Origin of the sequence: Actinokineospora pegani (genome assembly GCF_009745975.1) — a bacterium.
Lineage (GTDB): Bacteria > Actinomycetota > Actinomycetes > Mycobacteriales > Pseudonocardiaceae > Actinokineospora > Actinokineospora pegani.
The window spans coordinates 35296-50353 of the sequence record NZ_WHOL01000065.1; the positions used below are offsets into that span (position 1 = coordinate 35296).

Sequence of the window (15058 nt, forward strand, 5' to 3'; positions counted from 1 at the left end):
CACAGGCCGGGGAAAACCCCAGGTCAGGCGGCCAGCGCGACCTCGTCGGCGGCCGGGCTCGGCTCCGGGATGGTCGACCGGCGCAGGTACACCAGCCCCGCGATCAGCACCCCGGCCACCGCGCCGACCAGGTACGCCGACCAGATGCTGACGTGCTCGACGAGCTGCCCGCTGACCGACTGGCCCAGCGCCAGCCCCAGCGTCACCGCCGTGATCACCCAGGCGAACGCCTCCGTGGCGCCGCTGGGCGGGGCGACCTGGTCGATGGCCGCCGAGTGCGCGGTGGCCTGCGGGGTCACCAGCGTGCCCGCGACGAACATCGCCACGCCCAGGCCGATGAGCGAGGTCGGGATGGCCAGCAGGGCCACCAGCAGCGCGAACCCGCCCAGCAGCACCGGCAGCCGCAGCGCCATCGGCCGCGGCCACGGGCGCACCCCGTAGAGCAGGCCGAACGCCACCGAGCTGATCGACCACAGGCCCAGCAGCAGCCCACCGACCGGGGCGTGCCCGGCCGCGGTCGCCGCCGCGGGGGCGGCCACCTCGATGAACCCGATGGTCACGCCGAAGCCGAAGGAGGCGAGGGCCACCGTCTGCACCCCGGGGCGGGCGATCATGCCCAGGAGCTTGCCCGCGGGCGCGCCCCGCTCCGGCCTGCGCGCCCGGATGGTCGGCGTCAGCGCGAACCCGACGGCGCCGGTGATCATGCAGACCGCGCCCGCGACCACGCCGGTCCCGCCCCACGGCGCGGCGACCAGCAGGCCGGACATCGCCGGGCCGAGGATGAAGAAGACCTCCATGCTGATCGCCTCGTAGGCGTAGGCGGCGTTGCGCACCGGGCCCGCGGGCACCAGGTAGGTCCACATGGCCCGGGAGGCCGAGCCGATCATGGGTTCGGTCAAGCCGACCCCGAACCCGACGGCGATCAGCACCGGCGCCGCCGCGGCGTTCTCCACGCACAGGACCGCGGTCACGATCATCGCGCTGAACAGCGCGGTGGTGATCAGCAGCGGCCACGTCGGCCCCACCCGGTCGATGATCCGGCCCTGCAGAACCGATCCGACCGCGACACCGACCAGGGCGGCGGCGGAGACCAGGCCGGCCGTGGCGAACGAGCCGGTCGCCCGCTGGACGTAGAACAGCATCGCCAGCCCGATCATCGCCACCGGCAGCCTGGCCAGCAGCGACGTCAGGACGGGGCCGCGGGCCCCCGGGGTGGTCAGGGCAGCGCGGTAGTCGGCGAGGCCAGCGGAGTGGGACATGCGTACCAGTATGTCAATGTGGTACTGCCGTACCAAATCGATTCCCAGCCTGCGGTGTTTGAATAGCGTTAAAGTGGGGTAAGTCTCAGTTGTGTAACAGCTGTCCGGATCTCTCTGGAACCGGGCAACGAAACGCAGCCTCGGCGAGTCTTGAGAGAAGAGGCTCGAGATCGAGGCGAGGGTTCTTGTGACCCTCGCACACCTAGAGGTTCCCTCCGGCGGAAGGTTCGGGGCCTGGTCGGAGGGGCGGGGAGCGTGGGCCGTCGGGGGATGTCCCACGCACGACGAGAGGTCGGTACGCCGCGTCGGGGGCGGCGACCGACCTCTCGTCATGTCTCGGGCACGTCTTGAGTTGTTCGAGCTGCGCCAGCCCGGAGTCGCACGCGAAAGAGTGAACGCCTACCGGGCGCGTCGCGCCAGCCGCTCCGGGTCCAGGATCAGCACGCTCTTGCCCTCGAGCCGCAGCCAGCCGCGGTGCGCGAAGTCGGCCAGCGCCTTGTTCACGGTCTCGCGGGAGGCCCCGACGTACTGGGCGATCTCCTCCTGCGTCAGGTCGTGGGTGACCCGCAGCAGGCCCGCCTCCTGGGAGCCGAAGCGCTGTGCGAGCTGCAGCAGCGCCTTGGCCACGCGGCCGGGCACGTCCGTGAAGATCAGATCGGCCAACATGCCGTTGGTCCGGCGCAGCCTGCGGGCGATGACCCGCAGCAACTGCTCGGCGATCTCCGGGCGGTTGCCGATCCACTGCCGCAGCGCGGGCCGGTCCATCGTGACCGCGCGGACCTCGGTGACCGTGGTCGCCGTTGACGTGCGCGGTCCTGGGTCGAAGATGGACAGCTCACCGAACATGTCCGACGGGCCGAAGATCCCCAGCAGGTTCTCCCTGCCGTCCGGCGACTTGCGGCCGAGCTTCACCTTGCCGGACTGGATGATGTACAGCCGGTCGCCGGGCTCGCCCTCCGCGAAGATCACGTGTCCTCGCGGGAACTCGACCGACTCCAATGTCTGAGCGAGCGCTTCGGCCGCGGCCGGCTCGACCCCTTGGAAGATGCCCGCACGGGCCAGGGTCTCATCCACCTCGGTCCTCCTGTTTCCACCCGGTGGCCAAGGTTGCGCCACCGATCACTACCGACAGTGTAGGGGTTCCCCGGGTCTGCACCCGAGGGCGCGCCGACTGACCGGTAACAAACTTCCGGCGCAGGTCACCGCCCCAACCGGTGAACCTTAGCGCTCTACCCCCGGCCCCGGCGACCGCGCAGTTTCGCGGCCCGCCCGCCCAGGCGGCGCAGGCGGAACAGTTCCAGGGCCCGGCCGATGCCGTGGCCGTACAGCGCCCGGACCTCGTCTGGCCTGGCCTGCTCCAGGAACTCCTCGACGTCGGTCTCCTGCACCGAGCTCGACGCGTGGCGCAGCCTGGCCTCGACGCGTTCCATGATCAGCGCGAAGAACATGATGACAATCGGTACCGCGAACACGAACCAGACAGCCATGGCGTCGTCGATCCTCGCTCGATCTCGCGACCGGGTCGACCGGTCGGGGTGGTCTCCTCGAGAGACGTCTGGTGCACATCTCGGGTTGTCGGTCGGCCCGTAGGCTATCGAGGTGCCTCCCACCACCCGACGCCCGGTCCCGTCGGACGGCGAGTCCGAGCTCTCCCTCACCCGCCGCGCCCGGCGCACCGTGCGCGCGCTGGCCGAGGGCTACCCGGACGCCCACTGCGAGCTGGATTTCACCACGCCGCTGGAACTCGCCGTCGCCACGATCCTGTCGGCGCAATGCACTGACAAGAAGGTCAACGAGACCACCCCCGCCCTCTTCGCGAAGTACAAGACCGCCGCTGACTACGCGGGCGCGGACCGCGTGGAGGTGGAGGAGCTGATCCGACCGACGGGGTTCTACCGGAACAAGACCAGCTCCCTGCTCAACCTCGGCGCCGCCCTGGTCGACAAGCACGCCGGTGTCCTGCCCGGCACCCTCGACGAGCTGGTGAAGCTGCCCGGCATCGGCCGCAAGACCGCCAACGTCATCCTCGGCAACGCCTTCGACATCCCCGGCATCACCGTCGACACGCACTTCGGCAGGCTGGTCCGCCGGTGGAAGTGGACCGACCTGGAGGACCCGGTCAAGGTCGAGCACGCCGTCGGCGCGCTGATCCCGCGCAAGGACTGGACGATGGCCTCGCACTGGATCATCTTCCACGGCAGGCGCGTCTGCCACGCCAAGAAGCCCGCCTGCGGCGCGTGCTTCATCGCCCCGGAGTGCCCGTCGTTCGGCGAGGGCCCGACCGAGCCGGACAAGGCGGCCAAGCTGGTAAAGGGTGACGAGGCCCCGCACCTGCTGCGGTTGGCCGAGAAGGTGCGCGGGGGCTACAAGCCGGGGAAGACCGGCGCGTGAGCCCTCGGCTGCGCTGGGCCCTGGTCGCGGTGATCCTGCTGGTCGCCGGGGCGGTGGCGGTGTGGCCCCCCGGCGAGGACGCGCCCGCGTCCCGGCCCGCGGTCCCCACCCCCGACCTCGACGCGGCGCGCGCCAAGGCCGCGCTGGAGCCGTGCGCCGACGCCGGGGGCGGACCCGCTGAGCTGGCCTCGATCCAGACGACCTGCCTGGGCACCGGGCGGCCCGTCGACGCTGCGGCGGCGCTGGGCGGCGGGCCGGTGCTGGTCAACGTCTGGGCGACGTGGTGCGTCCCGTGCCGCGAGGAGCTGCCGGTGCTGGCCGAGTACGCCGCGAGCGAGGGCGCGGTCCCGGTGGTCGCGCTGACGGTCCAGAGCCCCGAGGCCGACGCCCTGGACCTGCTGTCCGCGATCGACGTGCGGCTGCCCGCGCTCTACGACGACGACGGCCGCGTGGCCAAGGCGCTCAAGGTCCCCGACGCGCTGCCCGCCTCGTATGTGATCTCCGCCGGGGGTGTGGCCCGGTTCGTGACCCAGCCCCGGTTGTTGCGCACAGTGGAGGAAGTCCGCGCCGCGGTGGCGCGCTTCGGAGGGGAATGATGACGCACGGACCGCTGGTCGACCCGGCGACGCTGCCCGACTGGCTGGCCCCGTTGGTGGCCGCGACCGCTGAGCTGGACGCCGAGGTGTGGCGCCGCTTCTCCGAGCCGAGCGGGGAGCCGAGGGAGGCCGCCGTGCTGATCCTGCTCGGCGAGGACCCCGAGCACGGCCCTGACCTGCTGTTCCAGCTCCGCGCCGAGACCGGTGGCAGCCACTCCGGCCAGGTCGCCTTCCCCGGCGGTTCGGCCGACCCGGGGGATGGCGGACCGGTCGGCACGGCGCTGCGCGAGGCGGTGGAGGAGACCGGGCTCGACCCGGGCGGCGTCGTCCCGGTGGCCACGCTGCCGCCGCTGTTCGTCCCGGTGTCCGGCTTCCAGGTGACCCCGGTGCTGGGCTGGTGGCGCGAGCCGAGCCCGGTCCGCGCGGTCGACCAGGCGGAGTCGCAGGCGGTGGCCCGCGTCCCCGTGTCGCACCTCGTCGACCCGGCCAACCGCTTCCGGGTCAGCCACCCGTCGGGGTTCGTCGGGCCCGCGTTCGCCGCACCGGGCATGCTGGTGTGGGGCTTCACCGCCGGGCTGTTGACCATGGTCTTGTCCACCGCCGGGTGGGACCGCCCCTGGGACGCCTCCGACGTGCGCGACCTCGCCGCGGCGTGGCGCTCCGTCGGGTCCCGAGGCGCGGAGGTCTGAGTGAACTGGGTCGACGTCCTCGTCGTCGCGCTCGCGGTGCTGGCCGCGGTGTCCGGCGCGCGCCAGGGGGTGATCACCGCGCTGCCCGCTTTCCTGGGGGTGCTGCTCGGCGCGATCGCCGGGATCAAGGTCGCCCCGCTGGTGGTGGCGCAGATCGACTCGACGCCGACCAGGGTGGCCTTCGCGGTGGCGGTGTTCGTGCTGCTCGTGGCGCTGGGCGAGACGTTCGGGGTGTGGATCGGCCGCACCGTCCGGCAGAAGATCGACTCGCCGCGGCTGGCCGGGGTGGACAGCGCGCTGGGCGCGGTGGTGCAGGGCGCCGTCGTGTTCGTGGTCTCCTGGCTGATCGCGCTGCCGCTGACCTCGGTCGGCGGTCTGCCCGGCCTGGCCTCGGCGATCAACAACTCGACGATCCTCGGCGGGGTCAACGAGGTGATGCCGCAGGCCGCCCGCGGCCTGCCCAACGAGCTGCGCGAGCTGCTCGACGTCTCCGGCTTCCCGGCCGCGGTCGACCCGTTCAACCGCACGCCGAACAAGGAGGTCGACCCGCCGGACCCGGCGCTGCAGGCCAGCGACGTCGTGCAGCGGGTGCGCGGCAGCGTGCTCAAGATCAACGCCCGGGCCCCCTCCTGCGAGCGGGCGCTGGAGGGCAGCGGGTTCGTCATCGCCCCGCAGCGGGTGATGACCAACGCGCACGTGGTCGCGGGCACCGACGAGGTGGCCGTGGAGTCGCAGGGCCGGTCGCTGCGGGCCCGGGTCGTGCTCTACGACCCGGCGACCGATGTCGCGGTCCTGTCCGTGCCCGGCCTGTCCGCCGAGCCGCTGCCGTTCGCCCCCGGTGACGCCGTCAGCGGCCAGGACGGCATCGTCCTGGGCTACCCGCTCGACGGCCCCTACACCTCCTCGCCCGCCCGGGTGCGCGACCGCATCCCGCTGCGCGGACCGGACATCTACGACGCCGCCACGGTCAACCGCGACGTGTTCACGCTGCGCGCCAAGGTGCTCAGCGGCAACTCCGGTGGCCCGCTGGTCGACACGCAGGGCCGGGTGATCGGGGTGGTGTTCGGCGCCGCTGTGGACAACTCCGAGACCGGTTTCGCCCTCACCGCCGCCGAGGTGCGCGAGGAGGTCGGGCAGGCCCCGTCGCTGACCCAGCCGGTCGGCACCGGCCGCTGCGCGACCTGACGGGGCCCGCCCGCCCCATCAGGGGGCGAGGCGGTTGAGGTCGCGCGGGAACAGGGTCGTCTCCCTGACGTTGCGCAACCCCAGCAGCCGGGCCGTCCACCGCTCCAGCCCAATGGCGAAACCACCGTGCGGGGGCATCCCGTGCGCGAACGCCTCCAAGTAGGAGGCGTACGGCTCCGGGTCGTCCAGCACGGCCAGGTAGTCGGCGTGGCGGTGCAGCCGCTGTCCGCCTGTCACCAGCTCCACGCCCCGGAAGAGCAGGTCGAAGCTGTTGGAGCTGTCTGGCCGCTCGGGGTCGGGATGGGTGTAGAACGGCCTCTTGCTCATTGGGTAGCCGGTGACGAAGAGGAAGTCCGAGCCGTGTTCCCGGAGGGCCCACTCGGACAGCCACCGCTCATGCGCGGGGGCGAGGTCGGGCTCCCCACGCGGGTCTTCGTCTGTGTGCTCCGCCAGCAGCTCTTGGGCTTCCAGGAAATGCACGGCCGGGATCTCCGGCGGTGATATCGGCACCTCGGTCAGCTCAGACGCCGCTGCGAGCATCCCCGCGATCACCTGCGTCAGCAGGACCATGACGTCGCGGTGGTCGCGGATGAAGCCGAGTTCGGCGTCCAGGCTCGTGTACTGCGCGAGGTGCCGGGTCGTGTCGTGCGGTTCGGCGCGGAACACCGGACCGACCTCGTAGACCCGTTCGAACACGCCGACAAGCGTTTGCTTGTAGAGCTGCGGCGACTGGGCCAGGTGGGCGCGGCGACCGAAGAAGTCCACGTCGAAGACGTTGGCGCCGGACTCGGTGGCCGTGCCGACCAGCTTGGGCGTGTGCGTCTCGGTGAAGCCCAGCCCGTCCAGCACGGACCGGAACCCGGCCACGCTCGCCGCCGCCACCGCGAACCGGCGCCGCAGCTCCGGGTGCCGCAGGGCCACGGGGGCGTGGTCGAGCAGCACCGGCAGGCCGACCGGCAGCGTCGGCCGGTACAGGTCGAACGGCGGGGGCTGGGCCTCGGCGAGCACCTCGACGCGCGCCTCGGCCACCTCGACCCCACCAGGCGCCTGCGGGTTGGCCGTCGCGACGCCGAGGACTTCGACCACCGACTCCTCGCCCGGCGCGTCCGCCTCCGGGGGCAGGACCACCTGGGCCAGGCCGGACCGGTCGCGCACGACCAGGAATGTCACGGACTTCAACTGCCGCCTGCGCTGGACCCAGCCGGCGATGCGAACGGGCTCGCCGACGTGCGAAGGCAGGTCGACGGCAAGAGAACGTGAGATCATCACCACTGCTTCCTTCTCCCACCCGCCCCCTCGTCCCCACCCGGCACGGTTCCCGGCGTGGCAGGACGGCTGCCGGTTGGGCGGGGGAGCGGTTGAGAGATGTGGACGCTGATCCCTTGGGAGTGCGGGCGAGAAGGGTGCTCGCGGTGCCACCGCACTTTCACCGCCAGGGGCGGCCTCGTTCAGGCCCGTTACGCGGGCCAACCGGCAGGGCATGGGGCGGGCCACCGACTGCGACCGCCGTTCCTCCCCGCGCTCAGGAGTGTCTTCACCATGGGGCGCGAGGCCGCCTCCCAGCCGACGGCGGCTCTCTCCGGCTCGCGGGCTCCCCTGGCTACTTGTCTCCTTCTTCGCGTTGCGGAGAAGGGTAGCGAGACGGGCTGTCGGTCCGCGCGTCAGTTTCGGGCGAGGAACTCGGTGAGAAGGGTGTTGACGCTGTCCGGGGTCTCTTCGTGGGGGAAATGACCCGCACCGGGGATGTCGTGGCGCTGTCCACCGCGAGAGGCGTCGCGGGTGCGCTTGAGGATGAGCGGGTCGTCCGCGCCGTAGAGCTGTTGCAACGGGGTGGTGATGTCCTTGCTCATCGCCTCGGTGTAGCGGCGGCCCTCGTTGCGCAACTGGGAGCGGGCGGCCCAGCGGTAGTACTCCATCGAGCAGTGCGCGGCGCCGGGGACCAGCGCGGCGTCCCGGCAGCGGCTCACCGACTCGACGAAGTCCGCCGAGGTCTGCCAGCGCGGCCCCGACCAGGACCGGATCATGGTCTCGACGACCGCGCCGCGCTCGCGGACCAGCCACCGCTCCGGCAGCACCGGGACCTGCGCCCGGAACACGTGGCCCAGCGCGAAGGCCTGGTTGCGGGAGCGCCCGCGCAGCGCGGTGCGGCGGATCTGGTCGCGCAGCACGAGCGGGTGCGGGGCGCCGATGGCCGTGACGGACCGGGTGACCCTGGGGTGCAGCGCGGCCACCGACCAGCCCAGCAGACCACCCCACCCGTGCCCGACCAAGTGCGCGCGCGGCTCACCGAGGGAGCGGACCAGCCCGGCCACGTCGCCTGCCAGCGTCCAGGCGTCGTAACCGCGCGGGGGCTTGTCGGAGTCGCCGTAGCCGCGCAGGTCCACCGCCACCGCCCGGTACCCGGCGTCGGCCAGGGCGGGCAACTGGTGGCGCCACGTCCACCAGAACTGGGCGAACCCGTGCAGCAGCAGCACCAGCGGACCCGACCCGGCCTCGGCGACGTGCAGCCGGATGCCGTTGGCGTGCACGTCGCGGTGCGCCCACGGCCCGGCCACGCGGACCGACGACGGGTCGGGCGGCACGGCGGCCGTCAGTCGGAGTGCTCGTCGCCGCGGCGCGAGAACGCGGCGGCGGTGTCCTTGACCGAGTCGATGGTGCGCTGGGGGGCGCGGATGGCCTTGACCTTGCGCAGCCCGAGGAAGGCGAACAGGCCCGCGGTGACCAGCATCAGCCCGAAGACGATGCCGAACGCGCCGGAGCGGACGACGCCGAGGTCGGCGAGCAGCTCGGCCAGCGCGAAGAACAGGAAGAACGAGCTGTAGAGCACCACCACCAGGGCGACGATGAAGAAGATCGACCCCTTGAGGCCCTTCTTGACCTCCTTGGTGACCTCCGACTTCGCCAGCTCGACCTCGGCTCTGACCAAGGTCGACAGGTGCCCTGTCGCGTCCTTGACCAGGGTCCCGATGGACTGGTCGGCCAACCCCGCCCTGGCGTAGTCGTCGGAGAGGGGGATCGAGGGGACGGGCGGCAGTCCCGAGCCGTCGCGGTCCCCGCCTGCGTTTCCGTGCGCGCTGGTCACCTGCGTCATCGTGCCATGTCCGCGCCCGCGCTACCGGGCGGGCGGCCCCCGCGTGTTTCTTGTCGTCGACAGATCAATCCACCCGGTGCGCCTTGCCGCGCCGGATCAACAGCGCCGCGGCGACGAGCGCGGCCGTCCCGGAGGCCAGCAGCACCGCCGCCTTGGCCAGCTCCGCGTCCGGCCCGCTCAGCGCCAGATCGGCGATGAGCAGGCTGACGGTGAACCCGACGCCGCCGAGCACCCCGACCGCGGCCAGGTCGCGGCGGCCCAGGCCCGCGGGCAGCTCCGCCACCCGCAGCCGCACCGCCAGCAGCGTCGCCCCGGTGATGCCGAGGACCTTGCCGACCAGCAGCCCGGCGCCGATCGCGAGCGCCGCCCGGTCGGCGAACAGCGCGCTCAGGGCGTCGCCACCCACCGGGACCCCGGCGGCGAACAGCGCGAACAACGGCACGGCGAGCCCGGCCGACCACGGTTGCAGCCGGTGCTCGAGCCGCTCGCTCGGCGACTCCGCCTCACCCGGGTCGCGCCGCACCCTGGTCAGCAGCCCCAGCGCGACACCGGCGATGGTGGCGTGGACACCTGACTCGTGGACCGCGAACCACACCGCCCCCGCGAGCGGGACGTAGAGCAGCGGGGTGCGGACCCTGCGGTGCTGCAAGAGCCAGTACGCCGCCAGCAGCAGCAGCGCGGCACCGAACCACAGCAGGTCGAACGTCGCGGTGAACAGCACGGCGATGACCAAGATCGCGCCGAGGTCGTCCACCACGGCCAGGCTGAGCAGGAACACCCGCAGCCCGCTGGGCAGCCCAGAGCCGACGATCGCGAGGACTCCGAGCGCGAACGCGATGTCCGTGGCCATCGGGATCGCCCAGACGTCCCCCGCGCGTGGGTCGCCCCACGCCACCGACAGCGCTACCACCGCCGGGACGGCCATACCCCCGAAAGCGGCGATGACAGGCAGGATCGCCGCCTTGAACCGCGACAGCTCGCCCACGACCAGTTCGCGCTTGAGCTCCAGGCCGGCGACGAAGAAGAAGACAGCGAGCAGACCGTCCTTGGCCCAGTCGCCCACGGACAGGCCCACCAGCTCGTGGTCGCGGATTCCGGTGTAGCTGCCCGCCCAGGGGGAGTTCGCCCAGACCAGCGCGACCGCGGTGACGACCAGCAGGACGGCGCCGCCGACGGTCTCGGTGCGCAGGTACCGGGCGAAAGGGGTGGTCAAATCAGCTCCCAGGCATCGTCGACTACGACTGCCAGGCCCCTTTGCCCACCGCACAGCACTTTACCAGGGGGTTTACCGCTTTACGGCCGTCCGGGGAGAAGATGGGGGCGTGAGAGACGAACCGCCGATGAGCCTCTGGCGTGCGCTGACCACCATGTTCCGCGTGCCCCGGCGAGGCCGCGGGTTCTGGTACAGCTTCGCCATCGACGTGCTCTGGCCGCTGATGGCCCTCAGCGCCAGGCTCCGCTTCCGCGGCACGTTGCCGCCGGGCCCGCTGCTGCTCGCCTCGAACCACCTCTCCTACGCCGACCCGGTCACCGTGACGGCGTTCGCGCTGTCGCGCGGCCGCATCCCGCGCTACCTGGCCCGCGCGGACCTGTGGACCATCCCGGTGATCGGCAAGGTCGTCTCCGGCGGCGGGCACATCGCCGTCGAGCGCAACACCGCCCGCGCCCGCGACGCCTTCGCGGGCGCTGTCGACGCGGTCCGCCGCGGCGAGTGCGTCGCCTTCTTCCCCGAGGCGGGCTTCTCCGACAACCAGGACTTCTGGCCCTCGGAGAAGGTCAAGAACGGCATCGCCCGCGTCGCGCTGGAGACCGGGGCGCCGGTCGTGCCCGTCGTGAACTGGGGGACCCACCTCATGCTGCCGGAGGAGGCCCGCTTCCCCCGCCTGTTCCCCCGCGTCACGGTGGACATCGTCGCCGCCGAGCCCGTCGACCTCTCCGACCTCGTCCCCGCCGACCCGGAGCAGATCGACCGCGCCCTGCTCGACGAGGCCACCAAGCGGATCATGCACGCCATCACGACCCTCCTCGCCGACCTGCGCGACGAGCAGCCACCCCAACGCTGACCCACCGGCCCGCCCACCTCGATCCCGTTCGCGCCCACCCCGCGCGACACAAACCCCGCCACACCACTGGGGGCGTCCCGATGCCCATTCTACCGGCCGAGGCTCTGTGCCACCCCGAAGTGGATCTTGCCTGTGGATGATTCCGCGGCGGTTTCCTGGGCGTGTTCCCGGCCGTCAAATCAATCGCCCAGCGCACAGCGAGGCCCCGAGGACCCAAGTCCCCGGGGCCTCGCTGCGAACGGGTTCAGTCCTCGGACTTGGCGCTGTCCTTGAGGCCGGAGGAGATCAGCTCCATCACCGTGGAGTCGGCGAGCGTGCTGGTGTCGCCGACCTCGCGGTTCTCGGCGATGTCGCGCAGCAGGCGGCGCATGATCTTGCCCGAGCGGGTCTTGGGCAGCTCGTTGACCACCAGGACCTGGCGCGGCTTGGCGATCGGGCCGATCTCCACCGCCACGTGGTCGCGCAGGGTCTTGACCGTGGAGTCGTCCGAGGTGGCGCTGCCGCGCAGGATGACGAACGCGACGATGCCCTGGCCGGTCGTCTCGTCGGCCGCGCCGACCACGGCCGCCTCCGCCACGGTCGGGTGCGACACCAGGGCCGACTCGACCTCGGTGGTGGAGATGCGGTGCCCGGAGACGTTCATGACGTCGTCCACCCGGCCCAGCAGCCACACGTCGCCGTCGTTGTCGTACTTGGCGCCGTCGCCCGCGAAGTAGAAGCCCTGGTCGGCGTAGCGCGACCAGTAGGTGTCGCGGAAGCGGTCGGGGTCGCCCCAGATGCCGCGCAGCATCGACGGCCACGGCTTGTCCAGCACGAGGTAGCCGCCGGAGCCGTGCGCGACCTCGTTGCCCTCGTCGTCGACGACCTTGGCGCTGATGCCCGGCAGTGCCCGCTGCGCCGAGCCCGGCTTGGTCTTGGTCACCCCGGGCAGCGGGCTGATCATGATCGCGCCCGTCTCGGTCTGCCACCAGGTGTCGACGACCGGCGCGGAGCCCGCGCCGATGTTCTCCCGGTACCAGACCCACGCCTCGGGGTTGATCGGCTCGCCGACCGAGCCGAGCACGCGCAGCGACGACAGGTCGTACTTGGCCGGGATCTCCGCGCCCCACTTCATGAACGTGCGGATCAGCGTGGGCGCGGTGTAGTAGATGGTGACCTTGTGCCGCTGCACGATCTCCCAGTGCCGCCCCTCGTGCGGCGTGTTCGGGGTGCCCTCGTAGACGACCTGGGTCGCGCCGTTGGCCAGCGGGCCGTAGACGATGTAGGTGTGCCCGGTGATCCAGCCGATGTCGGCGGTGCACCAGTAGACGTCGGACTCGGGCTTGAGGTCGAACACCGCGTGGTGGGTGTACGCCGCCTGGGTCAGGTAGCCGCCCGAGGTGTGCTGGATGCCCTTGGGGTTCCCCGTGGTGCCCGAGGTGTAGAGGATGAACAGCGGGTGCTCGGCGTCGAACGCCTCCGGCTGGTGCTCGGCTGACTGCTCGTCGACCAGGTCGTCCCACCACAGGTCGCGCCCCTCGGTCCACTGCACGTCGATGCCCGTGCGGCGCACGACGACGACGTGCTCGATGGACGGGGTGTGCGCGGTGGCCTCGTCGGTGTTGTCCTTCATCGGCGCGGGCTTGCCCCGGCGGTACTGGCCGTCCGCGGTGATCAGCACCCTGGCCTGGGCGTCGTCGATGCGCGAGCGCAGCGCGGTCGAGGAGAACCCGCCGAACACGACCGAGTGCACCAGGCCCAGCCGGGCGCAGGCGAGCATGGCGAAGACGGCCTCGGGGACCATCGGCATCTGGATGGCCACCCGGTCGCCCGCGACGAGGCCGAGCGAGGCCAGCGCGTTGGCCGTCTTGGACACCTCGCGCTTGAGGTCGGCGTAGGTGATGGTCCGCTCGTCGCCCGGCTCGCCGACCCAGTGGATCGCGACCCGCTCGCCGTTGCCCGCCTCGACGTGCCGGTCGACGCAGTTCACCGAGACGTTGAGCTTGCCGCCGACGAACCACTTCGCGAACGGGGCCCCGGACCAGTCCAGCACCCGCGACCACTCGGTGTCCCAGGTGAGCCGCCGCGCCTGGGTGGCCCAGAACGCCTCGCGATCGGCCTCCGCCTCGGCGTACGCGCCCTCTTGGACGTTCGCCGCGTCGGTGAACCGCGACGAGGGCGGGAACACCCGGCTCTCCGTCGACAGGTTGTCCAGTGCGGCGCTCGGAGCGGACTGCTCGGTCATGGACTCGACCTCCTCGGTGGGTGTCCGGCGTTCGTGGCGGGCGCGGGCCGGTCACCACCGAATCTAGTCAGATCGCCGACGTGGCGACACCCCAGCGACCCGTTGGTCTATACCAATGCAGACGGCTGTCGTGGTTCGTCCGATCGGGGGCCCGCCTGCTCCGTTCGGCTGTGCTCATCACAACCACCGGAAAGTAGCCTGGTGGGGACCTACCGTGGCCGGGGTGGGCGCCCGGCCGGTGGCCGGGCCCGAGCGACGGGAGGCGAGGGGGCCGATGGGGGGTGAGCGCGTGGCTTCATCGCTCAAGGGGCCGGAGTTCCGGGCGCTGTGGATCGCCGAGGCGCAGTCGGTCGCGGGCGACCAGCTCGCCAGGGTCGCGATCTCCGTGCTGGTCTACCAGCGGACCGCGTCGGCGGCGCTGACCGCGCTGACCTACGCGCTGACCTTCCTGCCGGACATCGTCGCCGGGCCGCTGCTCTCCGGCCTGGCCGACCGCTTCCCGCGCCGCGAGGTCATGGTCGTGGCCACCGCGAGCCAGGCCGTCCTGGTGGCGGTGATGGCCATACCGGGGGCCCCGATCGCCCTGGTCGCCGCCTGCGTCGCGCTGGAGGCCGCCGCCCAGGCGCCGTTCAAGGCCGCGCAGATCGCGCAGGCGCGGGTCATCCTCGGCAACGACGAGCTCGCCGCCGGGCAGGCCCGGCTGACCACGCTGCGCGAGGTCGGCCAGCTCGCCGGGCTCGCGGGCGCCGCCGCCGTCGTGGGCCTGCTGGGCACCACGCCCGCCCTGGTCCTCGACGCGGTCACCTTCGTCGCCGCCGCTCTGCTGCTGCGCTTCGGCCTCAAGGCCCGCCCGCCCGCGCGCACCAAGACGCAGTCCGCGCGCGCGGCGCTGCCGCCGGACCGCCACCGCCGGGCGGTGGCGGTGCTGTCGCTGCTGGCCGCGCTGACCGTCATGCCGCACGGGTTGATCGTGCCGCTGGTCGACGAGCTGAACGCGCCGACGTGGACGATCGGGCTGATCCTCGCCGCCGACCCGCTGGGACTGGTGATCGGCGCCTACATCTTCTGCCGCTCCAGTCGGCCCAAGGCCTCCCGCAACGCCCTCATCGCGCCGCTGTCCATCGTCTGCCTGGGCGCGATGGTGTTCTTCGCCACCAAGCCCCACCCGGTCTTCGCCGCGCTGCTGCTCGCCGTCTCCGGCCTCGGCGCGGCCTACCAGATCCTCGCCAAGTCGGCCTACGTCGAACTGGTCCCGGACGCCGTCACCGGCCGGGCGACGGGCATGGTGCGGACCGGCCTGCGGGCGGGCCAGGGGCTGACCGTCCTGGTCGGGGGCGTCCTGGCCGAGGTCTTCGGGTCTGCCGCGCTGGCGATCGCGCTGGCGGGCGCGGTGGGCACCGTAGGCTGCGCCATAGCGGGCTTCGTGTGGCACCAGGGGAGGTCCGAGGCACCCAGGGAGGCGTTGGCATGACCGTCGACTCCACTACCGGGTGGCTGCGGGCGCGGGCAGCGCCCACACGGCGTCGGTCGGCCTCTTGTGAACCCGTCGCTCAGTACTCG

Annotated in this window: 14 protein-coding genes; 6 read left to right on the forward strand and 8 right to left on the reverse strand. The window is 72.2% G+C overall.

All coding sequences use genetic code 11. From position 1 onward, the window contains the following. Positions 1-23: 23 nt before the first annotated feature. From GCL84_RS09465 to GCL84_RS09475, 3 genes are all read right to left on the reverse strand, one after another. Positions 24-1259, reverse strand: a complete 1236-nt coding sequence (locus tag GCL84_RS09465) for an MFS transporter (protein ID WP_156755024.1) — start codon at positions 1257-1259, stop codon at positions 24-26. 399 nt (positions 1260-1658) lie between these two features. Then, positions 1659-2333 carry a Crp/Fnr family transcriptional regulator gene (locus tag GCL84_RS09470; RefSeq protein ID WP_156755025.1) on the reverse strand — a complete coding sequence of 225 codons (675 nt, stop codon included), beginning with the start codon at positions 2331-2333 and terminating at the stop codon, positions 1659-1661. Between the two features lie 155 nt (positions 2334-2488). Further along, positions 2489-2746: a hypothetical protein gene (locus GCL84_RS09475; protein ID WP_156755026.1), complete on the reverse strand. Its 258-nt coding sequence runs from the start codon at positions 2744-2746 to the stop codon at positions 2489-2491. A 112-nt stretch (positions 2747-2858) separates the two neighbouring features. Between GCL84_RS09475 and nth the strand changes: the two genes are divergently transcribed. Genes nth through GCL84_RS09495 form a run of 4 tightly spaced genes read left to right on the forward strand, consistent with a single transcriptional unit; the run spans position 2859 to position 6120 of the window. Further along, positions 2859-3650 (forward strand): endonuclease III, encoded by a 792-nt coding sequence (nth, locus tag GCL84_RS09480; RefSeq protein WP_235926115.1) that lies wholly within the window; start codon positions 2859-2861, stop codon positions 3648-3650. Further along, a complete protein-coding gene (locus tag GCL84_RS09485) occupies positions 3647-4246 on the forward strand; it encodes a TlpA family protein disulfide reductase (protein WP_156755027.1) in 600 nt (199 codons plus the stop codon). Before nth ends, GCL84_RS09485 begins: the two co-directional genes overlap by 4 nt. Further along, positions 4243-4935, forward strand: coding sequence for an NUDIX hydrolase (locus GCL84_RS09490; protein WP_456236895.1), 693 nt, complete (start codon positions 4243-4245; stop codon positions 4933-4935). The genes GCL84_RS09485 and GCL84_RS09490 overlap by 4 nt, the downstream gene beginning before the upstream one ends. Beyond that, the gene (locus GCL84_RS09495) at positions 4936-6120 is read left to right on the forward strand and encodes a MarP family serine protease (RefSeq protein WP_156755029.1); all 1185 of its coding nucleotides are present in this window, start codon (positions 4936-4938) and stop codon (positions 6118-6120) included. An 18-nt stretch (positions 6121-6138) separates the two neighbouring features. Here the strand turns inward: GCL84_RS09495 and aspS are convergent, their stop codons facing one another. From aspS to nhaA, 4 genes are all read right to left on the reverse strand, one after another. Next, positions 6139-7386 carry an aspartate--tRNA(Asn) ligase gene (gene aspS / locus GCL84_RS09500; protein ID WP_197523127.1) on the reverse strand — a complete coding sequence of 416 codons (1248 nt, stop codon included), beginning with the start codon at positions 7384-7386 and terminating at the stop codon, positions 6139-6141. Between the two features lie 395 nt (positions 7387-7781). After that, entirely contained in the window at positions 7782-8702 is a 921-nt protein-coding gene (locus GCL84_RS09505) for an alpha/beta fold hydrolase (protein ID WP_235926116.1), read from the reverse strand. An 8-nt stretch (positions 8703-8710) separates the two neighbouring features. After that, a complete protein-coding gene (locus GCL84_RS09510) occupies positions 8711-9211 on the reverse strand; it encodes a phage holin family protein (protein ID WP_156755031.1) in 501 nt (166 codons plus the stop codon). Between the two features lie 64 nt (positions 9212-9275). Continuing rightward, complete coding sequence (gene nhaA / locus GCL84_RS09515; protein WP_156755032.1) at positions 9276-10424, reverse strand: Na+/H+ antiporter NhaA; 1149 nt, start codon at positions 10422-10424, stop codon at positions 9276-9278. 109 nt (positions 10425-10533) lie between these two features. Here nhaA and GCL84_RS09520 point away from each other — a divergent pair, with 109 nt between their 5' ends. Next, the gene (locus tag GCL84_RS09520) at positions 10534-11274 is read left to right on the forward strand and encodes a lysophospholipid acyltransferase family protein (RefSeq protein ID WP_235926117.1); all 741 of its coding nucleotides are present in this window, start codon (positions 10534-10536) and stop codon (positions 11272-11274) included. 244 nt (positions 11275-11518) lie between these two features. Here GCL84_RS09520 and acs read toward each other — a convergent pair whose 3' ends face one another. Next, positions 11519-13498, reverse strand: coding sequence for an acetate--CoA ligase (gene acs, locus GCL84_RS09525; protein ID WP_156755034.1), 1980 nt, complete (start codon positions 13496-13498; stop codon positions 11519-11521). A gap of 289 nt (positions 13499-13787) precedes the next feature. Here acs and GCL84_RS09530 point away from each other — a divergent pair, with 289 nt between their 5' ends. Next, entirely contained in the window at positions 13788-14969 is a 1182-nt protein-coding gene (locus tag GCL84_RS09530; protein WP_197523128.1) for an MFS transporter, read from the forward strand. Positions 14970-15058 lie beyond the last annotated feature (89 nt).